Origin of the sequence: Marinibactrum halimedae, assembly GCF_021234875.1 — a bacterium.
GTDB lineage: Bacteria > Pseudomonadota > Gammaproteobacteria > Pseudomonadales > Cellvibrionaceae > Marinibactrum > Marinibactrum halimedae.
In genome coordinates this window covers 176,496-199,443 of record NZ_JAJQVM010000001.1, presented here as the reverse complement: position 1 = coordinate 199,443, position 22,948 = coordinate 176,496, and the positions used below count along the sequence as shown (strand labels likewise).

Here is a 22,948-nt window from a genome sequence, read left to right as displayed (position 1 = left end):
ATGGATGGAAAACCATCATCAATGAGATACTTTTGGCAATTCGCGAGCATCCGGCTTTGCCAACAATACCTGTACTGTACTAATGACACGCTCACGAAACCCCCCTTCGCAATAACACAGATAAAATTCCCACATTCTCTCAAAGATTTCATCAAATCCTTGTGAGCGAACTTGTTGAATATTAGCTTGGAAACGTTGCCGCCACTGAGCCAATGTTTCTGCATAATGCAGCGTGATGTCATCCAAGTTAATCATCTGCATATCGGTATACGCGCGAACATTGTTGGCAATCACTTCCACAGAAGGTAATGCACCACCGGGAAAAATATAACGCTGAATGAAATCCACTGAACGCTTAGCATACTCATAACGCTGATCAGAAATGGTAATGGCCTGAATTAGCATTAAACCTTTTGGTTTGAGTAAAGCACTGCAACGCTCAAAATAATTTCGATAGAACTTATGCCCTACCGCTTCAATCATTTCAATAGAAACTAATTTATCGTAAGTACCCGTGAGATTTCTATAATCTTCACACAACACGGTAATACGATCTTCGAGATTACGTTTTTGCACTTCAGCCAAAGCATGTTCGTATTGTTCACGAGAGATAGTGGTTGTGGTGACCTTGCAACCGTAATGCTCAGCAGCGTAAATGGCCATCCCACCCCAGCCAGTGCCAATTTCCAGTAGATGATCTTGTTCCGTCAGGTGCAAACGTTCACAAATATGTTCTAACTTATATAATGAAGCCTCTTCTAGAGTGCTATCTGGCTTTGGAAAAATAGCGGAGGAGTACATCATGGTTGGGTCTAAGAACAAACGAAAAAAATCATTACCCAAATCATAGTGAGCAGAAATATTCGCCTTCGAGCCATCGACGGTATTGGCATTTAATTTATGAAACAGCCAACTGAAAATACCTTTAGTACGACTCCACCGGCGATCCATCGATTGCAGCATCTGTTGATTTAACACCATTAATCGCACAACATTGACTAACTCAGATGATGTCCAACCGCTTAACATATAGGCTTCGCCAGAACCAATAGAGCCATTAAATAAAACCTGTCGATAAGCCCAAGCCGCCTTAACCGAAATATGCGCGACAACAGATGCGGTTTCTCTGGGCTCTCCAAACGTATAACTTCTGCCGTCCTCTTCCAGCACCAAGTGCCCAACCTTAATATTATCAAGCAATTTAAATACGGTATCACGAGCCAATTTGTCTAATACCACTCGCTCTCGTTTTAGGCTAACTCGTGCCTCATCAATACTAATGGCTCTCATCGAATCCTCACACAGATGATTTGTCGTCAGTCAATAAATTATACAAACGGTAATTTAGATTATTAAATGAAAAGAGGTTAAAAACATTGATTTTTTATTCACACCGGCCAACAACCCCCCTCTTTAAAGGTGCATTTCCTTTCCCAGAGTGGCCATAAAAGGGAACTCGTTTTAACAATAAACGCAACGCTTGCCAATAAATTCCTGCCGCCACTTTTAATGTCATTAATGGACGCACCCAAGATAATTTACGTATTTTTGCGCCATTAAGTTCAGTACGAGCCAGCACCATTGTCGCGTCAAAAACTTTAGTCTCTTTTCGCCAATTCTCTAAATGAATGCTCAACCGTGATTTTGGCGTCGTACTATGCCAACAATATTCCATATCCATAGTATGAAATGGAGAAACCTGAAATGTCTTATCGAATCTCACACGATGCATCTTACCCACATCATTGGCCTTCAATAAGTATTGGTGACGCTCTCCCCAAGGGGTATTGGTGACTTCAGCAATAAGGTATTGAAGTGTTTCCGTATTTTCTTCAAAAATATAGTAACAAACGAGCGGGTTAATCAGGTGGCCAAAATTGCGCAAATTACATAGCATACGTATGGGGCCATTAGGACGAGGCTCGCCTTGTTCTTGCACCCAATCCCGTATGGCAACATCCAGCGGTTTATGAAAATCACGAAAGTAGTCTTCACGACGCCACTGACTGGGTAACCAAAAACGATTTTTCTTTGATGTCGTTTGCTGGCAACAACGTGATAAAGAAAAAACCTCGCTCAGCTCCGACAGGTCCAAATACGCCATGTAAACTGAATACTGAAAATCATGCTGTTTGGGTTCAAAGCGCCGGTGACGCACGATACCGTCATAGAAACAACTATGTCGTATTGTTTCCTGAGAAGGTGTGGACAATTCACCTGTTCCATACTCATTTTGTCCACCTTCTTCGCACGCCAAATCACTAGCCTTTATTGTTTTATTTAGCTTATACGGCCAATTGATTACATTGAACATTATAGAGATTCCATCTCGACGATAGAAGAATGCTTTAATGGATCAGGCTTTAATGACAGATGCGATGACAACCCCCTAAGAATGACATCACTCACACGTTTAGCGCTGAATACCCCATCTTCATGAAACCCGTTACGCCAATACGCCCCACAAAACCATGTCTTGTTCACACCATTAATTTCATGCCATTGCTGTTGAGCCGCAATAGCATCCAACGTGAAAACAGGGTGAGCATAATGAAATGTCCCTAAAATTTTCCTAGGGTCAATCGCATCAGTATGATTCAGTGTCACGCAAAAGGTATTATCACTGTCAATACCCTGAAGAATATTCATATCGTACGTCAGTACAGCCCGCGATTGAGAAAAATCAGCAGAGGTGTAATCTTTGGTTAACAAATAATTCCAACTTGACCAAACACTTTTTCGCTTCGGTAATAAAGCCGTATCGGTATGCAATACCACTTCATTATCCTGATATTCTATTGCGCCTAAAATCGATCGCTCTTTTTCAGTAGGATCTCCCAATAAACGTAATGCAGTATTACTATGGCAAGCCAATATAACCTCATCAAACTCTTCTCGTTTCAACTGAGAAGATGGCGATGCTGTTGAGGCGTATTCTAGGGTGACACCGTCTTGATGACGAATAATGCGTTGTACAGGCGACGATAACCGAATCTGATGCTGAAAGCCTCGCGTTAAAGGCTCAATATAAGAACGAGATCCTCCTTTAATCACATGCCACTGAGGACGGTCATTCACACTAAGCAAGCCATGATTTTTAAAAAATTGCACAAAGAAATGTATCGGCATGTCATACACGGCTTGCGATGATTTAGACCAAATTGCAGCCGCCATCGGGACCAAGTAGTGCTCACTGAATCGCCGACCGTAATGATTCACCTTAAGGTACTCTTTTACTGTCATTTCTGGCGGTAATTGCCCTGCCACAAACGCTTCAACCGATTCTCGATTAAACCGAACAATGTCTCGTAACATTCCCCAATGTTTCAAGCTAAAAATATTACGTTTTTGCGCAAACAACGTTTTTAAATTTTCACCACTGTATTCCAAACCCGATAATTGGCACGACACACTAAACCCCATTGAGGTAGGCTGATACGCCACTCCAATCTCTGCCAACAATTGTTTAAATAAGGGGTAAGTCCAGTCATTAAATACAATAAAACCTGTATCAATCGCGTAGTCTTCTCCATTGACCGACACATCCACCGTAGCAGTGTGCCCCCCCAACCTTGATTCTGCTTCAAAAAGTGTGATGTCATGTTCTTTATGAAGATAATACGCTGACGCTAAACCAGAGATGCCACTGCCAACAATAGCAATACGTTTACGCGATAACGAAGGGGATTCAGTAGGGTTCAGACCGGTATCAATAGAGGGCACTCTTTTTTCCTTTCATCGTTGTTTTTAGTCATTTTTAAAACATGGGCTTTTCAAACTTTAGGTTGTAATTAAAACAATCTCATTAACCAATCATAGGGATTGTTGGCGCCTTAATTTCAGTGCTATACGCTTATACCAAAGTTGTGAAAAAATACTGGCGAGACGCAATGGCCAAAAAAGTCGCTTGGGAAAACGGATGTGCATTTTACGGTGGGACATGCCATTAATAATCCGCTCACTGGCATCTTCAACCGTCATTAAACCAGGCATGGAAAAATCATTCTTTTTTGTCAGTGGCGTATCCACAAATCCAGGTGATACAACACTGACATCAATATTTTTCGCGTGCAAATCGATACGTAAACAATCCAACCAATATTCAAATGCCGCTTTGGAAGCACCATAAGCTTGAGCCCTTGAAAATCCAACTTGAGCGGAAAGAGATCCCACCCCCACGATGTAGCCACGATTTTGCGCTCGTGTTAGAAACCCAAGGGCCACCTCAACCGTTTTAACCGCAGCAAAAAAATTAATTTCAAACACTCGACGGTATAAATCCGTTGCCGGTCGGCAATCATTCACATATTCACAAACACCTGCAGCCATGATTAAAATATCAATACTGTCGGTTACCTCTTTCAATTGCAGCGTCACATCTTGCCAAGCATTGGTATCAGAGAGGTCAAAATCAATGATGTGTATGCAATTGGGAAACTCTTGCCTAAGCACTTCCATCGGTGCCTTATTGCGGCCACTGAGAATGACGAAGTTTCCTTCGGCCACGAGGTCTTTGGCCAATTGTAAGCCAATACCCGATGATGCCCCGGTTAACCAAATAATATTTCCCCGACATTGCCCTCTGGCATTTCCAATAGAACGAGAGTCTTTCGGCAACCTTTCCCTAGGAGAATGCATATTTGTGGCACCTTGTTCTAGCTCAGGTGAATTACTCATTACCAATGGGCTTCTCAGTATGTGAATAGGATTAACGTTAACATGCAAATTCAATAAGACATGATGAAAAACTAAGCTGATGTTTTCGAGGCATGGGCAGGAGCAGTATTAGGCGCTAAATGGCTTTGTGAATCACCCGACAAGCGACGTCGCAACCAACGTACTATGACGCCAACCAGCGGCACATGCTCGTATACCATGGCACCCATATCATAATAATCACAGTGATAACTCACCCGCCCATCTCTACTAAATTTCAGCTCAGAAGCCCCTTCCAAAGTTAAAAGCTGATTGTTTTTCAATCTTGGGTGCTGATACTTCATCGTCCACGTAACAAAAGCTCCCCCCTCATGCAGGTGCTGAGATCTGAACTCAAACGAACAATGAGTAAGATTGGTGGATACTTCCTTGAAATACTCCTCTAACGCGTTGATGCCTTGTACTTCATGCACTGGGTCACGAAATAACGCATTATCAGCATAGATATGCTGAAGACGACTCAACTCTTGATCGCTAAAATTTCGGTAGTATTCAAGAAAAGTCGATAGACCTGTCATCGACATACAGTTTTACCTCATTGATCGGCTAAAGCTTTGCAACCTAAATGTAAGTGCTCACACCAATATTGCCTTAATAAATCAACTCAACAGCGGCTATTACCACCGTGTGATTAACATACAAACCATTTAGTTGACATTACGACATGCCCTCACAGAAAGATCACTCTCTTAGGTATAACCGAAGAATTTGACGAAAACAGTCTTATATTATTAAAAGATATCAAAGTAATTGATCCATTTTCACTCTATTTTTCGTGAATAGAGGCGCCTTCCTAATGATCCAATCTCTCACTAGATACGTAAAAAATTTCGTTTTTCTGTACTCTCAATAAAACTTCTCTGACAAGTGGTAAAAGAGTACATAGACGACTTTAATTCAACTTCCGAGACGGCGGTGAACTATCATGGCAGAATACGCATTGGCTACATCCCCCGGCCAAGCCACACGAGGCAATAAGCCTATGCAAACCAACGTACTGCGTGATGACGACTGGAGCCGTGTTCTGGTATCCATTGCTCAAAAAGATAGAATTGCCTTCCAACGCTTTTTTGAGCACTTCGCCCCCCTTGTGAAAGGGTATTGTTTATCTAAACCCGTACCAGGACAGCCCCCAACATTGGCCGATGAGCTAGTTCAAGAAGTGATGATCAAAGTTTGGCTAAAAGCGCAAAGTTTTGATCCTCACAAGGCATCTGCTAGCACTTGGTTATTCACTCTCGCCAGAAATTGCCGAATAGACCTGTTAAGAAGAAACAACAAACATATCAGCCAACCGCTGGAAAGCGACGACCTGTGGGCCACAGAAGACGAACAAACCCCTGTGACTCATTTGCAGCAAAGTCGCGATAGCGGTGTGTTGAAAGCCTCCATGAAAACGTTACCACCCGAGCAAAAAGAGATTTTAAAAAAGGTATTTATGGAAGGGAAAACCCACAGTGAGGCAGCTGAAGAATTAAAACTGCCACTGGGTACAGTAAAATCGAGAACACGTTTAGGCTTGAAAAAGTTAAAGGTATTGATTGGCAGAAATGTCAATGAGGTCGGACAATGATTCATCACCACCCATCCACCAATCTTCTGGCCGAATACAGCGCCGGTGCAACCGGTATCGCAGAGAGCCTCGCGATTGCAACTCATTTGCACTACTGCAGCGAGTGCCGACAACAAGTAAAGGCCATGCAACAGGTTGGAGGCAATTTTTTTGATTCCGCAGAACGTTTGGGTGTGTCGGACGAAGCACTCACCAGTTTGTTCGAAAAAATTGACCTAATTGAATCGCAACAACGCCACGAGCATTGCCATAGTCTTGCAAGCGCCCTCCCACAAAACAGTGCTAGCACAAACGCTATTATCACTAATAAACGTCATCACCAACCTGCATTGGCCAGCCTCCCTCCGGTAATCGCCAAGTTGGTTGGCAACCCCAGTAAACTTCGCTGGAAGATGTTATCCCCGTCTTTAAAGGTGGCCCATTTAAAAACGGGACAAACTCGCTGTGAGGTGAGCCTAATTAAAATTCGGGCAGGCGGCAAAGTCATGGAGCATGATCATGGCGGAAATGAATTTACCGTTGTGCTTAATGGTGCCTTCTCTGATGCAAACGGTGTTTATAAAGAAGGGGATTTTCTTCATAAAGTCCCCGGTGAAAGCCATAGTCCTAATGCAACCGCCAATGCCAATTGTGTATGCCTAACCGTCTCAGATGCACCCATTAAATTTACCGGCTTTATTGGCAAGCTCCTAAACCCATTCTTAACTTTGCAACCAGGATAGCCATACTCACGGATCGCCTCGCCCAGACTTCGTTGCATTATGGTTTCCATGCCTGTCAAATTTATCCCTTATGTTTACCTGTACTGGTACGTATAAAAGCATCTTGCAAACATTTCCTAAAGTAATGACAAGATCTACACTTAAAGGAACATCGTGATACACTCAGGCCTTCCTTTCGGAGGGTAGCATCTGACTAGGCGAAGTGATGTGGGTATGAAGACACAAACAGATTGCCAGTGTGTCAGCGAGACCGCAGTCAGCAAGGCAACAGGATGTAAAAATATTGCTGAATTAACAGCACTGAAAGCAACGGTTGAACAACTAAAATCGGAGCTAGAAGCGCTGAAACTACAAAGCCGCAAAGACGGGCTAACTGGGTTATATAACCATCAATACTTTCGCGAGGCGCTACATCGTGAAATAGAGCGGACCGAACGAGCAGGGCAAGATACCTGCCTGATAATGCTGGACCTTGATCATTTTAAACAGGTCAATGATACCTACGGTCATGAAGGCGGTAATCATGCGCTGCAACATACGACCCAGGTGCTTACCTCGCAAATTCGCCCCATCGACATCGCCTGTCGCTATGGCGGAGAAGAATTTGCTATTCTACTCCCTGCAACCCCAATTAACGTCGGGAAACAAGTTGCCGAACGTGTTCGTAAAGCGCTTTCCTCCACCCCACTCCACTACCAAGAACAAACCATTACACTCACTGCCAGTTTTGGTGTAAGCGTCTACCACAAGCGAGGGTTCAACAGCATCGAACACACTGAAGCAATGGCAGATAACACCGATATTGAAACGAGCCTTATTGAAGAAGCAGACCAACAATTGTATCGAGCCAAAGCGGCTGGGAGAAACACCGTCTGTACAAGCACACCGATAGACACACCATCTCACCACGTCACTTCTGATGAAAAAGACCTGTTCAGCACACTCTTCCAATCCAGTGAAACATAGCCTTTGTCTTTATAAACAGAATATTCCCTAAAGAGAAAAGAACGAAAAAGAAGTAAATTACGCCAATACACTATTTAAAATGATAAAAGTGTGTAATCAATCGCATTTTTTCAGCATTCTGTGAATCTATAGCAATTTATGCCTATACTCGAAACTGTGGCCTAAACTGCGCTTATTTTTACCTCTTATTACCTGCTTTCTTCCACGCCAAAACGATACAACTTCATGTCAAAACGAACTGCGTCATGGCGAAGATATTTTATATGGGGTTTTGTTCCTATTCAGGATTGCTAGTGCAGACTGTATTTATATTTTTCGATTCACGGTTCAAATTAAACACTTGAAGATTGATCAACAGCCACCAAGCCACTGTCATTCATCATCAACCAAATAGAGAGAGAGCAATGGACGAAGAAAATGATGTCGATAAAGTCGTAGTCAAAAGCAACAACTAAACATAATCTGTTTACTCTTTTCCGCAGCAACATTTTTAATAACACTTGTAACAACATCTATAGCAACGATAGAAAAAGAAAAGCCACAGAAAAGACCATCATTCGAGCGGTATTTTATAGGTATTCTATGCTCGAATGATGTCTTCAACAGCTCTAGTCAATAACAGCCTGAATGAATGCAGAGATATCGGATAACTGCGGAAAACACAAACTGTGCTCCATTGGGTACGTTTTATAGATTGGGTTATACCCCATTGATTGCAGAGTAGATAAAGCCGAACGTCCTAACATCTCCGGCACAACAGGGTCTTGCGTACCGTGATAAATCTCTATCGGTAATGCCTTATTGGCACCGCTATCTTTTACTGTTTCTGCAGTTGCAAAGTATGTGGACATGGCCATAAGCCCAGCTAGCGGCTTATCATAAGACAGTGCCACTTCGTAAGCCACAGCCCCACCTTGTGAGAACCCCGCTAATACAATCTTTTTAGAATCTACCCCTCTTTCTATTTCCCGCTCTATCAAAGCGATTACTTGTTGGGCTGAATAACGCAACCTGTCTTGATCGACTTTACGCTCGATGGACATCTCCAAAATATCGTACCAAGCCGGCATCACATAACCGTTATTGATGGTAACGGGAATTTCAGGCGCATGAGGGAAAATGAAACGCACCGCAAGATCAACAGGTAAGGATAATTCTGGCACCGCAGACACAAAATCATGACCACTGGCGCCCAAACCATGCAACCAGATGACCGCCGCCTGAGCAGGACGCTCAGGATTAATTTCAACACATTCAAGATACTTCGACGACATAATTATTCACACATAATTTAAAAATGTAACGGCCTATATTTAGTCACTTAATGACCCAATTTACTCTTTTAACAACCCACGTAACCGTACAACCAGTTGATGAATATTGGACTCAATGGGGTTAAGGCTTTATCACATAACATGGGACGTATTCTGTGCCCGGCAATTTCATACGCTGCTGCTTCACAAAAGAGCGCAATAATTTATCCAAAGGCTCCATAATAGCGGGGTCGCCATTAATTTCATAAGGACCAAATTGCTCAATCAACCTTACACCTTGATCTTTAACATTGCCCGCCACAATGCCCGAAAAAGCACGACGCAGATTCGCCGCCAAAATATGCTTTGGCATATCCTCATGTAAGGCGAGTGATGCCATATTTTCATGGGTTGGCTCAAAAGGGTATTGAAATTCTTCATCTATGGTTAAGGCCCAGTTAAAGTGAAATGCATCCGCACGTTCAACACGAAATTGTTTTACTTCACTAATACCCTCAGCCATTTCCCGAGCCGCTTTTACCGAATCCCCAATAATAATCTTGTAACGCTGCTGAGCTTCAAAGCCCAATGTCAGACCAATAAATTCATGCATTTGTTGAAAATATTCGGCAGAGCTTTCCGGCCCCGTCAAAATCATCGGGAATGGCAGTTCACGATTATCCGGGTGCAAAAGAATACCCAGCAAATATAAAATTTCCTCTGCCGTACCTGCCCCACCGGCAAAAACCACAATACCGTGGCCCACACGTACAAACGCCTCCAAGCGCTTTTCAATATCGGGCAAAATCACCAATTCATTCACAATAGGGTTCGGTGCTTCTGCCGCAATAATACCTGGCTCTGTTAATCCTAAATACCGACCTTCTGCAATACGCTGCTTGGCGTGGGCAATGGTCGCTCCTTTCATTGGCCCCTTCATGGCACCTGGGCCACAGCCCGTACAAATATTTAATTTTCTTAAACCCAACTCGTGACCAACGTCTTTGGTGTAATCATACTCGGGCGTATTAATAGAGTGCCCACCCCAACACACCACCAACCGAGGTTCTTCACTAGCACGCAGTGCACGGGCATTACGCAACAAATGGAAAACATAATCCGTAATTCCTGCGCCAGAATTCAAATCGACTCGTTTGTTATATCGTTCACTCTCCGAATACACAATGTCTCGTAACGCGCTGAAAATCATCTCCCGGCTAGAGGCAATCATTTCTTCATCCACAAACGCTGCCGCAGGCGCATTTTTTAGATTTAAACGAATACCTCGATCTTGCTGAACAATTTCAATATCAAAATCTTTATACGCATCCAACATTGCCTTGGCGCTGTCTGAACTGGATCCAGATTGCAAAATTGCCAATACACACTGCCGAAAAAGCGGGTATAAATTACTTTCACTGGTAATTCGAAGTTGCTCGACTTCACGCTGCGACAAAATTTCCAAGCTGCGCTTTGGCGAAATAGATGTATCAACCGTTTCTGGCATAACCCGACCTCTTCTGTGTAAAAATAGTTTTCGTCACCACTGCTCAGCACAGAAATAACATAACTGTTAACCACTGACTTCTAAACTGTTAACTTTTAAGAGTGCAGCAACGGAAATGGCATCCGTAATTTCACCCCGATGAACCATCTCAACAGCGTCTTCCAAAGGCAGACGTTTTATTTGAATATCTTCGGTCTCTTCATGATTGGTTTCCGTCGCCTGCAAACCCGTTGCTAAATACACTAAAGCCTCTTCATCGGTCACAGAATTCGACAAATGCAAACGCAAAAAACATTCAAAATGCTCCGCTTTTAAGCCCACTTCTTCTTGTAATTCTCTTTGAGCGGTTTCCATTGGATCTTCCCCTTCCGGAGAGCCACCTTCTGGAATTTCCCAAGTCGTGATTCCTAAAGGGTAACGGCTTTGACTCACCAACCAAGTAAACCCCTCTTCATCAATAGGAACAATGCCAATGGCTTTATTTTTAAAATGAACTGTTCCATAAATACCATCGGTTCCTGCGGGTGTGATCACCTCACTGTGCGATACGGCAATCCATGGATTTTCGTACACCAACTGTTTAGATTTTTCTTCCCAAGCACCAATTTTTTTTGTCATGTGTTTCCTATATCTTGTTTATTTCAGCGTAACTTTCTAAAAAACGGTTTAAAAAATAACTTCATGCACCCTACGCTTGAGTGCTGGAACCACCTCTTCATCAAACCAGTGGTTTTTGGCAAGCCAGTGTTGATTTCGAGGGGAAGGATGCACCAATGGAAAATATTGTGGTAAATACGCCTGCCAAGCATGCACACGACTGGTCAGATTTCTCCCATCTTTGGGCAGGTAATAATTCTGTGCATAACTACCAATTAACAAGGTAAGTTGAATATTGGATAAATGAGAAAACAATAGTTCGTGCCAAAGAGGTGCGCATTCTTTACGTGGGGGTAAGTCACCCGATTTACCTTTTCCGGGATAACACAATCCCATAGGCACAATGGCTATACGTGTTTCATCGTAGAAGGTTTCACGATTTAGGCCTAACCAGGCTCGTAAACGATCACCAGACGGGTCATTCCAAGGAATACCGCTTTCATGGACTTTGCGACCGGGGGCTTGCCCAATAATCAACAATCGAGCACTCACTGACGCTTGCACCACCGGCCGATGACCGTTCAATAGGGGGCATAGAGTACAAGCACGGACTTCTTTCAATAAGTCGGAGAGTGATGAGGTTATCTCACGAGATGACTCTGCATTGGGAGGCAGCTCTGCATTGCAAGACGGCCCTGCATTACGAGACAACACTGTATTGTCACAAGAAAGGTAACAGTTCGTATTTGGAGGGCAATTTTTAGTTAAAGTAGGTTCGCAATGCAATGAGTCTGCGTCACCCAGCACTGTAATAGATTGTTTTTTACTCTGCCTTGAAGACAAAAAGCCAATCTCCGTTTCATTGCACCTCAAGCGAGTGTACGCCGAAAATGTCTGAGACCCAATACCTGCTCAAAAACAAAAACTCAAAAGTAAAAGCCCAAAAACAAAAAAGCCGCTGACCTAAAATCAGCGGCTTTTAAACGTCATGAGAATTAAAGGTAAGGTTAAGAACAAGGCACTTCTACATATCCTGTGCCAGCTCGTTCGTCTATTAGCTCATAAACGGGGGCAAAGCCCATTGATTCTGCATCATCCTGACGAACACCTTCTACTTCATGAAGGTTAATTTGTGTCGTACCAGAACCACAAGCATCTGGCACGGAAACCCCTGTCATTTCACCACAAGTAGACGCTGTGACTTCCAATCCAGCTTCCGTAAGCTGTTCTGCTGTTTCCTCCGGCTTGTAACCTTCAAACTCACATTGAATAACACCTTTGCTGATGTACATCATGACTTTTTGCCCCATATCATTGTCGGGGTCATCCATACTGCCATCGTCACCCGAATCATCATCACCGCCACCTGAGCCACCATCATCCGAGCCACCGCCAGTGCCTCCATCGTTTGATCCACCACCAGACCCATCACCCGGACTACCGTCTGTCATATCTCCACCCGATGGGGAGTCGGATGAATCATCAGAGTCACTACCACACCCGACCATTGCCAACACAAGTACCACGAAAAAACATTTAAAATACATCATTCATTGTCACCTTCTTTCGGCCCGAAACGGGCATATTTATGCTTGATTCAAGAAACCTAAGTTGTTGCCTGTAATATTTTTTGTTATGGCTCATAGATAAATTTATAATGTTTAAAAAACACACAAAGTCATCGGAAGCTTTTCCGCTACCGGAATTAAAGACATGGGCAGTAATATGGCAGACTCCATTAATCGTAACTTTTCTTCCCGAGTCTGTGCTTTCGAGTGAATCACTTTATGAATATTTTCCCTCAACACTTGCATCTCATCGGTACGAAAGTCTTCAATCTGTTCTAAGCACTCAGAGTCATTATCATCCTGACCAACGCGCTCCACTTCCAAAACAATGAAATCAATCGTGGTGAGATAATCGTTCAATAAATCATCAAAGTTGTTTTTATACTCAATCGGAAAAGGGTCAGAGTGCTCCTCACTGGGCTCCTCCAAAATAGTCGAAAACCCGTCTTGGGCCTCTGCAATTTTTTGATAAACGCTGTGCTTACGATCAGATAAATCTTCAAACAACGCCGTCCGCCAACTACCCGCTTGCTGCTCATCCGCAAATACCGTTTCAAGGGTCGTAATAGCTAATCCCATACCCAGCATCACGGTACACAGAGCCCAAAATCGAGAGAATTTGATATTCATAATGTTATTACGTCAGTGACTTCAACGAAGTAGAATGATTTCTGATGTTGAAAAGAGGATCTGAGTACTACCTTGCAGAACTCGAGACACACATGAAAATTTCTGAAATTTGATATGAATTTCTCAAGGAATAAGAGGCTGTCTTCGTATTCGTTCACAAGATATCTTGAGAGACACAACACATCTAACCTTCGCTGATTTGATCTCACTCAAAACAGTATGAATTTATCCGAATAGTATGCCCGCCAAATGCCCAGTAACCTGCATACCTCTCTCTGCAGTTCAGCGTATTTTCCTCACCTGATTACTTTCCATGCGTAAAAACATGCTACATTTTGATCAGGCCTCTATTGCAACAATCCCATAAGCGAACTTCTGCCATGAGAAATAATGGACCCGTAACAGGACACGAAATCCCCGTCAAAGACATGAGCGATATCGTCTCGGCAACCGACACTCGAGGCGTCATCACCTTCTGTAACGATTACTTTGTAGAAATCTCTGGCTATGGAAAAGAAGAGCTCATTGGTCAACCTCATAACATATTAAGACACTCGGATATGCCTCCAGCGGCGTATCAAATGATGTGGGACAGGATTCAATCAGGGCAACCTTGGATGGGTATTGTCAAAAACCGATGCAAAAACGGAGATCATTATTGGGTGGATGCCTATGTCACTCCGCTTAAGAGCCAAGGTCAAGTCGTGGGGTACGAATCTGTCAGAGTAAAACCTGCCCCAGATGCTGTTGATCGAGCAAAACACGTCTATCAACGGATAAATGGAGGACTATCGCCAATTCCTGCTTGGGACAGCTTTATTTCAAAGTTTGCCTCAACCGGCATCATTGTCTGCGGAATTTTCGTCGGTATTTTTGGTGTACTTTTGCTATTGAACGCTCTTTCCCTTGTGTCTTTTGCCTCAGCAACCATAGGCAGTTTTGCCATTGGCGTCATTACACATTGGTTATCTATGCAAAAGGAACGTGACAACGAAAGCCTCGCCCACAGCATCGTTAACGACCCACTAGCAAGGTATATTTATACCGGACATACAAATAGCCACGGCAGTGTTGCCCTAATGCAAAAAATATTATCGGCTAGACTACGCACCTGTCTCGGCCGTTTTGGGGAATCGGCTAAGGGTGTGATGGCAAAAGCCGAACTCACCTATGAGCAAGCACGTTGCAGTCATGATGGAATGACCGCACAACAGGCTGAAACACACCACGTTGCCACATCCATGACACAGATGGCACAGGCCGTTCAAGAAGTGGCAACAGCAGCCGCCACAACCTCTGACTCAACAGGGGAGGCACTGACACTGGTTTCCGAAGGCAATAATATTCTTCATACCGCCACATCAACCATCAATGGGCTCACAGAAAGTGTGCAGAGCTTGCAAGAAGTGGTGTCTAAATTATCACAAGACAGCGACCGGATTTCTTCTGTGGTGGATGTAATCGGGGGTATTGCTGAGCAAACTAACCTATTAGCACTGAACGCTGCCATTGAAGCCGCCAGAGCAGGCGAACAAGGACGAGGGTTCGCTGTGGTTGCCGATGAAGTCCGAACACTGGCACAGCGAACACAAGAATCGACCGCTTTAATTCAAGACATTATTGTGAACCTAGGTAAAGCCACATCTCTTGCCGCAGAAAACATGAGCACATGTTCAACAATGGCAGGCAACAGTATTTCCGCTATGGGAGAAGTGACTGAATCACTCAACGCAATCTCAAACGCGGTCAAGAATATTGATGCAATGTCACATCAAATTGCAGCCGCCTCTGAAGAACAATCTGCCACAGCTAAAGAAGTGGATCGTAATACAACCACCATTTCGCAAATCACGGAGAAAACAATCGCCGAAGCAGGCGTTGCCAGTGAAATGAGCCAATCTCTCAGGGAGCTAGCACAACACCAATTCACGCTGATTGAACGTTTTCAATAATCACAATACGTACTTGCACCAAACGACCTCAAATCAACTGGTCACCAAGCCTCATTAAGAAGCTGTTGAAAAGCAGATGATAGCGAAGGGTACTGGAATTCAAACCCTTCTTGAGACAATCGTTGCGGGACCACCCTTTGGCTAAGGGTAAGCAACTGGCTCATTTCTCCAAATAATAATCTCAGCGCTAATGCTGGCATCGGGAAGAAGGCAGGTCTGTGTAGTGTACTTGCTAACGCCTGTGTGAATTCCCGATTAGTCATAGGTTCTGGTGACGTTACATTGACAGGGCCGCTAAGGTTTTTCGTCAACAAAAATTCTATCGCCCGAGCCATATCATCAATATGAATCCAAGGCATGTAGTGCTCCCCATTGCCCATCACTCCCCCCATTCCAAATTTGAACGGAGGCAACATTTGAGCAAGAGCGCCTCCTTTCGTGCTTAAAACAATGCCCGTGCGAAGTAAGACTACACGCGTGAACTCTTGCGCTTGAAGAGCGATACTCTCCCATTGAGCACATAATTCCTGCCCAAAACTCTCGCCACTGGGTTGTGACAACTCATCAATCACCACACTTCTATGATCCCCGTAGATCCCCACAGCAGAGCCTGAAATAAAAACGCTCGGGGGCCGTTGAGACGCTTTAATCTTACTCACTAATATTTTCGTTAACGCCCAACGTGATTGGCGAATCTCTTGTTTCTGAGTATCACTCCAACGTTTTGCCGCCAAACTCTCACCCGCCAAATTCAGCACAACATCAAAATCATCAAAATTAGGATATCGGTCCAATGACTCAATCCATGTAATGGGTTCAACACTATGGGACTTAGCCGAATCCACATTTCGAGTCAGCCCAGTTACCTCATACTCTTTACCGAACATGCTCAACCAATGCTGTGCAATTAATCCCGACGCACCCGTCATCAAAATCTTCATAGAAACCCCATTACCCTAATTTTGACACACCCAGTATTAGCACCGATGTACCAATTTTAATTTAAGTAATATTATTATTGAGAAATAATCCGCTGTTCTTATTGCTTTTATAGGATGGAAGCATAATGCGCTCTTATGCTTGAGAGAAGGCATTTATGGATATTTAAATCACTTTTTATTCAAATATCCACTTGGTAACCAAGAAATTAATGGCCCGGAGAATTCAGTTCTCAGAGAGGTCAGACACAAAAAAAGCGAGGACCCAGTCACTCGCTTTTCTAAAGTATCGATTTTAAATTACACTTTTACGTTTTGGTTAATCCCGTCAAATTCATACGAGAGCAATCCATATCAAATGAGTTGATATTTACGATTCCAAATCAGCTCACCTAAATTAACCCACTGTATCCGACACAAATTTTCTCTTCGTATTAATCGATATAAACCGGCCCAATACCCATTCCCCAAACAATCACTGATCCGATGCGCACCACTACAGCCAACACCAGCGTCACCGTTACAACGGAAGAGGCATACATAAAAGCCCTTTCTTTTGGAATATCCATTAAAATAGGTATTCCTTCGTAAATTAAGTAAATAGAGTAGGCACCAGCAACCGCTAACGCAAAAGCATTGAGATAAATATCCGGATATAAATGCACAAAACCAACCAAAAAAACCGGTGTACTAATGTAAACGGCTAAAGCAGTGCCTTCATAGTGACGCTTTTCAGCATCATCACGAACACCGTAAGTTTTCGACATCCAGTTGATAAACTCCCCTAAGAGATAAACGCCCATCAACAATGCAAAATAGGTTAATACGCATAAACTCATGGCACTGGCTGTAGACAAACGAATTGCCTCTTCACCGGCCAAAGACCATCCTACTTGTGTCACACCAAAATACGCGCTTACTGTTGGAATTAGCGCTAATATTGGAACGTGACTGATAAAAACCTGCGCAAAAGAGTGCCTTTCTTTTCGAATTGCTTTCCATTCACTATCGGGGTGTAACATGATTCCAAGTGTATGTTCCAATATGGCCATAAAGCCCTCCGCTTTTTAGTTTTATTCGGATTAGCATATGTTGAGTATTGGTGAATCTGTGTTCAATAACCAATACACTTTTTCTATATACAGGTTTTTTTTAAGTAATAAACATCATTAAAAAATAAAACAGCCTTGATAACCTAAGCGACACCCCAGATCATACAAATTGTATTTATAGATTTTTTGGCTAAGGAGCCGCAATTGTGACTATTTTTAACGATAACTCATTGACTATTGGTCGCACCCCACTGGTCAAACTCAACTGCATCACCCATGCCAATGTATTGGTTAAATTAGAAGCAAGAAATCCAGCCATGTCTGTCAAATGCCGTATCGGCGCCAATATGATTTGGGACGCAGAGAAACGAGGTGTGTTGAAACCAGGTATGACGGTTGTGGAGCCCACTAGCGGTAATACGGGTATTGCGTTAGCGTTTGTATGTGCCGCGCGAGGATACCGATTGATACTGAGTATGCCGAGTACAATGAGCTTAGAGCGACGCCAACTAATCAAGGCTCTGGGCGCAGAGCTGGAGTTAACACCTGGAGAGCAAGGCATGAAAGGTGCCATTGCACGTGCGAAAGAAATTTATGAGAGTGATATTGATAATAGCTTTATGCCATCCCAATTTGATAACCCTTCCAATCCCGCTATTCACGAACAGACTACAGGGCCAGAAATATGGGAAGATACCGATGGGGCGATCGATATCTTCGTAGCAGGCGTTGGCACCGGCGGCACAATTACCGGGGTCAGTCGCTATATAAAACAGCAAAAGAGCAAAGCCATTGAAGTCATAGCGGTCGAACCAGAAGCCTCTCCCGTTATTCGTCAAACGCTGGCCGGAGAGAAACCCACACCATCTCCTCATAAGATACAAGGTATAGGTGCTGGTTTTGTTCCTGGTAACTTGGATCTCACTCTCATAGATCGAGTTGAATCGGTTTCCAATGAAGACGCTCTAGCCATGGCCAAACGCCTAATGAAAGAAGAAGGAATTTTAGCGGGAATTTCTTGCGGTGCAGCACTAACGGCTGCTGTTAGAGTGGCAGAATTACCAGAAAATAAAGATAAAACCGTTGTGACCGTCCTACCGGATAGCGGAGAACGTTATCTATCAAGCATTATGTTTGCGGATGAATTCACCGATAAAGAACTCAAACCTTAGCAGCACATGTTACTGATAGCACATACCATGCAACATTAAAAACCGAAGCTATTTATTTAAATTCAAATAAAACTTAATAAATAAATTTTATTTGGCAGCATATTCTAAATAAAACCCAATAAAAAAGGTGAAACACGATGCTGTGCTTCACCTTTTTTATTTTCAATCGGAAGTTAAATAGTTACTTAACTACTCGCAAACTCGGCTTTGAAGACTCAGCTGATTTCGGTGAAACCGTAGGCGTTGAATCCTTCACTGGCTTAACAGATTTTTTAGGCTTAGGGGGCTCAGGGGGAGTTTCCACTTCAAACATCATTCCCTGACCATTTTCTTTAGCGTAAATACCTACCACCGCATAGCAAGGAACGTAAATATCCATCGGAACACCACCAAAACGGGCATTAAAGCCAATGGACTCTAGGCTCATATCAAGTCCCATTACAGCCGATGGGGAAATGTTTAACACAATCTGCCCATCTTTATTTACGTATTGCTGGGGGACTAAAACTCCATCGCATAAACTGTCTACAAGCAAATACGGAGTGCAATGGTTGTCAACAATCCAATCATACAGAGCCTTAATCATATATGGCTTGCTCGAAGTCATTGCCATTCTCTTCACCCTAAAAGTCAATGAGTGTTGGGCTCACAATAAAATCAACATGAACCCTTTTACATCAAAACTAATTAAGCACGCATTTCTTTTTCAAACTCAGTGAGGCTTTCACGAAATGACTCACGTACGAACAGCCGATCCATATAATCAAACAATGGTTTAGCTTGTTTAGTTTTCGGTAATTTGATGTCGAGTACATCCAATCGCCATAGAATTGGAGCTAAACAGCAATCCACAATACTAAATTCTTCACTCATGAAAAATGGCATTTCTGAAAAGATTGCGGCAATACTCAATAAGCCATCTTTCAATTCTTTACGCGCTTTTGCCACTTCCTCTTTATCTACACCAGCAACAATGATATCAACCAGTGGACTCCAGTCTTTCTCTATTCGGTACATCCACAAACGGCTTTGAGCACGCGCAACTGGATAGACAGGTAGCAATGGAGGATGAGGAAAACGCTCATCAAGATATTCCATCATTACTTTGGTTTCGTAAAGTGCCAGTTCACGATCAACTAAGGTTGGAAGAGAGCCGTAAGGATTTAGATCTGCCAATTCTTGCGGCGGATTTTGAGGATCTGTGTCAATAATATCTACCGATACTCCTTTTTCGGCAAGAACAATTCTTACTCTGTGACTGTAATGATCATGGCCGTCAGAAAAATAGGTCATGGATGAGCGTTTCGCAACAACACCCATTAGCTTCACCTCGGATTTTATAAACAATTAGAAACAGAAAAGGCGACGGGTCAAATAACCTGTCGCCCATAAACTTCTCTCACTCACAATCAGTGAATATCTCTCCAATATTCACGGTTAAGCAAGAACACAAACACAAACAGTATGCATAAGAACGACAGTGCCATGAACCCAATTCGTTCACGCTCCACAGCCATTGGCTCTGCAACATATTCCATAAAGTTGACAAGATCATACATTGCTTTATCGAACTCTTCAGGAGACATAGAGCCTTTCACCGCACCCACTTTTAAGCTGCCACACTCTTCATCCATCTCCGGTTCACCCAAAGCATTACGGATCACATGACCATGGTCATCGTGCGCAGGCCCAGGAGCACATTCCTGCAAACCTTGAAGCTCCAACAAAACATGCGGCATAGCAACTTTGTCAAAAACTTTGTTATTGACGCCTGTTGGTCTTGAGTCATCTTTATAGAAATTTCTCAAATAGGTGTATAACCAATCAGGGTTACGAGAGCGAGCCACCAATGTTAGGTCTGGGGGGGTCGCACCAAACCACGCCTTCGACTCTTGCTCAGGCATCGCTACCGTCATTAAGTTTCCGATACGATCACCGCTTAACGTTAAGTTCGATTGCATAAGTTCATGGGGAATATCCAAATCATCAGCCACACGCTCCCAACGTGAAAACTTTGCTGAATGGCACCCCATACAATAGTTAACAAACCACTTTGCCCCATTCTGTAAAGATTCTTTGTCGTTGAGATCCGGTTCCATATGATCACACTGGACTTCACCGCAACCACCTCCCGCAGAGGCAACAGCTTTAATAGGTACCACACAGAATATCAAGAACAAAACAACACCCGCCCAGACAACCGGAGCAGGAAGGCCTTTTGCCTGAACTCGAGCTGGCTCTTCAGTGTAACCATCACGATCAGTCAACCATGGTGTTGCAATTGTCAATGCAGCCAAAATAATGCCTACGATTCGAACCAATACTGGAATATCACCCTCAACAAAAGACATCATGAGCAACATAACACCAAGTACAACTGCCACAACGATATTGGGTATTGTGGCTTGTTTCTTGGTTGGGTTCGTGAACATTGGCATTTGAATGAAATACACGAAGTAATAAACTGTAGCAATCTGTGCCAAGACGGTACGCCCATCTGTTGGTGCCTGAACACCTAAGTAACCCAAAACAACAAACATGGCAGCAAAGATCATTAATTGCGCTCTTGGCAACCAACCTTTATATCGCATGGATTTTACAGGACTTTTATCTAGCCATGGCAGGACAAACAAGATAGCAATTGAAGCGCCCATCGCCACCAATCCAAGGAACTTGGAACTTAGAGGTCCTATATCGATGGTAACTGCACGTAAAATGGCATAAAACGGAGTGAAATACCAAACAGGTGCAATATGCTCAGGGGTTTTCAGGTTATTGGCTTCTTCAAAGTTCGCGTACTCTAAGAAGAACCCACCCATTTCAGGCATAAAAAACACCACGAAACAGAAAGCAAACAAGAAGACCGTAACACCGACCAGGTCATGAACGGTGTAGAAAGGATGGAAAGGAACACCATCTTTAGGAATGCCATTCTCATCTTTGTTTTTCTTAATTTCGACACCATCCGGGTTATTCGAGCCCACTTCATGCAGTGCCAAGATATGCATCACCACAAGACCAAGAATAACGATAGGAAGCGCAATCACGTGCAATGAGAAAAAACGGTTCAGCGTAATGCCGGAAATGAGGTAATCACCACGAATCCACTGTACAAGATCCTCACCCACCACAGGTATAGCACCAAATAGTGAAACAATTACCTGTGCTCCCCAATAAGACATCTGTCCCCATGGCAACACGTAGCCCATGAAGGCTTCAGCCATCAAGGCGAGGTAGATAGTCATACCGAATATCCACACAAGCTCACGCGGTGCTTTATATGAACCATACATAAGGCCGCGGAACATATGGAGATAAACCACAACAAAAAACGCTGAGGCTCCAGTTGAATGGAGATAGCGAATTATCCACCCAAAATCAACATCACGCATGATGTACTCTACAGAAGCAAAGGCCTCTTCTGCGCTGGGTACATAACTCATCACCAACCAAATACCGGTCAGCAACTGGTTTACCAAAACTAAAATAGAGAGAACACCAAAGAAATACCAAAAATTGAAGTTTTTAGGCGCATAGTATTTGCCCATATGGGTATCCCACGCTCGCTGAACTGGCAAGCGGGCATCTACCCATTCCCATAAACCGGTAAGAAGTTTTGTCATCGTTTAGGCCTCCTGGTCGACGCCAATAGTGATGAGATAGTCCCCTTCGTACGAGTGCGGCGGCACTTCCAGATTAATTGGCGCAGGGACACCTTTCAGAACGCGACCAGCAAGGTCAAACTTAGAACCATGGCATGGGCAGAAGAACCCACCTTGCCACTTTGCACCACCTAGATCCGCTGCCCCTACCTCGGGCCGATACATCGGTGCACATCCAAGGTGTGTACACAATCCAAGTAATACTAGGAATTCATCTTTGATAGAGCGAAATTCCTTATTCACATATTCAGGTTGTTGTGGCTCTTCGGATTGAGGGTCTCGAACCTCCCCATCCATTTTACGAATACCTTCTAACACCTCAGTCGTACGACGCACGATGTAGACAGGCTTTCCGCGCCACTCCACCGTTATCATTTGACCGGGCTCAAGCTTACTGACATTGGCTTTTACTGGCGCACCAGCGGCTTTCGCTTTCGCACTTGGATTCCATGATCCAACAAAAGGTATCGCCGCACCCACTGCACCCACTGCACCCACTGCAGAAGTGGCAGCAGTGAGAAAGCGGCGGCGGCCGTTATTCACACCGTCATTGCTCATGACGCTCTTCTCCCATCCCAACAGCACCGACCAAACGGTAACTATCTGAATTTAAAAGGTTTACGGTTGTATATTCTAAGAT

Annotated in this window: 22 protein-coding genes; 5 read left to right on the top strand and 17 right to left on the bottom strand. The window is 43.6% G+C overall.

What is annotated here, in order from left to right:
- Positions 1–18 precede the first annotated feature (18 nt).
- The 5 genes from LU351_RS00900 to LU351_RS00880 all read right to left on the bottom strand — a co-directional run bounded on the left by LU351_RS00900 (position 19) and on the right by LU351_RS00880 (position 5,240).
- The gene (locus tag LU351_RS00900; protein ID WP_232592111.1) at positions 19–1,290 is read right to left on the bottom strand and encodes an SAM-dependent methyltransferase; all 1,272 of its coding nucleotides are present in this window, start codon (positions 1,288–1,290) and stop codon (positions 19–21) included.
- Positions 1,291–1,384: 94 nt separating this feature from the next.
- Positions 1,385–2,314 (bottom strand): DUF1365 domain-containing protein, encoded by a 930-nt coding sequence (locus LU351_RS00895; protein WP_232592110.1) that lies wholly within the window; start codon positions 2,312–2,314, stop codon positions 1,385–1,387.
- Complete coding sequence (locus LU351_RS00890; protein ID WP_232592109.1) at positions 2,314–3,723, bottom strand: NAD(P)/FAD-dependent oxidoreductase; 1,410 nt, start codon at positions 3,721–3,723, stop codon at positions 2,314–2,316. Before LU351_RS00890 ends, LU351_RS00895 begins: the two co-directional genes overlap by 1 nt.
- A gap of 90 nt (positions 3,724–3,813) precedes the next feature.
- Positions 3,814–4,677 (bottom strand): SDR family NAD(P)-dependent oxidoreductase, encoded by an 864-nt coding sequence (locus LU351_RS00885; RefSeq protein WP_232592108.1) that lies wholly within the window; start codon positions 4,675–4,677, stop codon positions 3,814–3,816.
- 71 nt (positions 4,678–4,748) lie between these two features.
- Positions 4,749–5,240, bottom strand: coding sequence for a nuclear transport factor 2 family protein (locus LU351_RS00880; RefSeq protein ID WP_232592107.1), 492 nt, complete (start codon positions 5,238–5,240; stop codon positions 4,749–4,751).
- A 401-nt stretch (positions 5,241–5,641) separates the two neighbouring features.
- On the opposite strand from LU351_RS00880, the gene LU351_RS00875 reads away from it, so the two are divergent.
- From LU351_RS00875 to LU351_RS00865, 3 genes are all read left to right on the top strand, one after another.
- Positions 5,642–6,289 (top strand): sigma-70 family RNA polymerase sigma factor, encoded by a 648-nt coding sequence (locus LU351_RS00875; RefSeq protein ID WP_232592106.1) that lies wholly within the window; start codon positions 5,642–5,644, stop codon positions 6,287–6,289.
- On the top strand, positions 6,286–7,011 hold the full coding sequence (locus LU351_RS00870) for a ChrR family anti-sigma-E factor (protein ID WP_232592105.1): 726 nt from the start codon (positions 6,286–6,288) through the stop codon (positions 7,009–7,011). Before LU351_RS00875 ends, LU351_RS00870 begins: the two co-directional genes overlap by 4 nt.
- A gap of 213 nt (positions 7,012–7,224) precedes the next feature.
- Positions 7,225–7,977: a GGDEF domain-containing protein gene (locus tag LU351_RS00865; RefSeq protein WP_232592104.1), complete on the top strand. Its 753-nt coding sequence runs from the start codon at positions 7,225–7,227 to the stop codon at positions 7,975–7,977.
- Positions 7,978–8,585: 608 nt separating this feature from the next.
- Here LU351_RS00865 and LU351_RS00860 read toward each other — a convergent pair.
- The 6 genes from LU351_RS00860 to LU351_RS00835 form a co-directional block, all read right to left on the bottom strand.
- Entirely contained in the window at positions 8,586–9,251 is a 666-nt protein-coding gene (locus LU351_RS00860; RefSeq protein ID WP_232592103.1) for an alpha/beta hydrolase, read from the bottom strand.
- Between the two features lie 121 nt (positions 9,252–9,372).
- On the bottom strand, positions 9,373–10,737 hold the full coding sequence (ppnN, locus tag LU351_RS00855) for a nucleotide 5'-monophosphate nucleosidase PpnN (protein ID WP_232592102.1): 1,365 nt from the start codon (positions 10,735–10,737) through the stop codon (positions 9,373–9,375).
- 66 nt (positions 10,738–10,803) lie between these two features.
- Positions 10,804–11,355, bottom strand: a complete 552-nt coding sequence (locus LU351_RS00850; protein ID WP_232592101.1) for an NUDIX domain-containing protein — start codon at positions 11,353–11,355, stop codon at positions 10,804–10,806.
- Positions 11,356–11,403: 48 nt separating this feature from the next.
- Positions 11,404–12,177, bottom strand: coding sequence for a uracil-DNA glycosylase family protein (locus tag LU351_RS00845; RefSeq protein ID WP_232592100.1), 774 nt, complete (start codon positions 12,175–12,177; stop codon positions 11,404–11,406).
- Positions 12,178–12,341: 164 nt separating this feature from the next.
- Positions 12,342–12,884 (bottom strand): hypothetical protein, encoded by a 543-nt coding sequence (locus tag LU351_RS00840; protein WP_232592099.1) that lies wholly within the window; start codon positions 12,882–12,884, stop codon positions 12,342–12,344.
- A gap of 111 nt (positions 12,885–12,995) precedes the next feature.
- Positions 12,996–13,532 carry a hypothetical protein gene (locus LU351_RS00835; RefSeq protein ID WP_232592098.1) on the bottom strand — a complete coding sequence of 179 codons (537 nt, stop codon included), beginning with the start codon at positions 13,530–13,532 and terminating at the stop codon, positions 12,996–12,998.
- A gap of 380 nt (positions 13,533–13,912) precedes the next feature.
- Here LU351_RS00835 and LU351_RS00830 point away from each other — a divergent pair, with 380 nt between their 5' ends.
- Entirely contained in the window at positions 13,913–15,484 is a 1,572-nt protein-coding gene (locus LU351_RS00830; protein WP_232592097.1) for a methyl-accepting chemotaxis protein, read from the top strand.
- 41 nt (positions 15,485–15,525) lie between these two features.
- Here LU351_RS00830 and LU351_RS00825 read toward each other — a convergent pair whose 3' ends face one another.
- Both LU351_RS00825 and LU351_RS00820 read right to left on the bottom strand, forming a co-directional pair.
- Positions 15,526–16,425 (bottom strand): TIGR01777 family oxidoreductase, encoded by a 900-nt coding sequence (locus LU351_RS00825; RefSeq protein ID WP_232592096.1) that lies wholly within the window; start codon positions 16,423–16,425, stop codon positions 15,526–15,528.
- A gap of 431 nt (positions 16,426–16,856) precedes the next feature.
- Positions 16,857–17,474: a Yip1 family protein gene (locus tag LU351_RS00820; RefSeq protein WP_232592095.1), complete on the bottom strand. Its 618-nt coding sequence runs from the start codon at positions 17,472–17,474 to the stop codon at positions 16,857–16,859.
- Positions 17,475–17,680: 206 nt separating this feature from the next.
- Between LU351_RS00820 and cysK the strand changes: the two genes are divergently transcribed.
- Complete coding sequence (cysK, locus tag LU351_RS00815) at positions 17,681–18,646, top strand: cysteine synthase A (RefSeq protein ID WP_232592094.1); 966 nt, start codon at positions 17,681–17,683, stop codon at positions 18,644–18,646.
- 181 nt (positions 18,647–18,827) lie between these two features.
- Here the strand turns inward: cysK and LU351_RS00810 are convergent, their stop codons facing one another.
- From LU351_RS00810 to petA, 4 genes are all read right to left on the bottom strand, one after another.
- Complete coding sequence (locus tag LU351_RS00810) at positions 18,828–19,259, bottom strand: ClpXP protease specificity-enhancing factor (protein ID WP_232592093.1); 432 nt, start codon at positions 19,257–19,259, stop codon at positions 18,828–18,830.
- Between the two features lie 74 nt (positions 19,260–19,333).
- A complete protein-coding gene (locus LU351_RS00805) occupies positions 19,334–19,966 on the bottom strand; it encodes a glutathione S-transferase N-terminal domain-containing protein (RefSeq protein WP_232592092.1) in 633 nt (210 codons plus the stop codon).
- Between the two features lie 89 nt (positions 19,967–20,055).
- The gene (locus LU351_RS00800) at positions 20,056–22,269 is read right to left on the bottom strand and encodes a ubiquinol-cytochrome c reductase (RefSeq protein ID WP_232592091.1); all 2,214 of its coding nucleotides are present in this window, start codon (positions 22,267–22,269) and stop codon (positions 20,056–20,058) included.
- A gap of 3 nt (positions 22,270–22,272) precedes the next feature.
- Positions 22,273–22,866, bottom strand: a complete 594-nt coding sequence (gene petA / locus LU351_RS00795) for a ubiquinol-cytochrome c reductase iron-sulfur subunit (RefSeq protein WP_232592090.1) — start codon at positions 22,864–22,866, stop codon at positions 22,273–22,275.
- Positions 22,867–22,948: the final 82 nt, after the last annotated feature.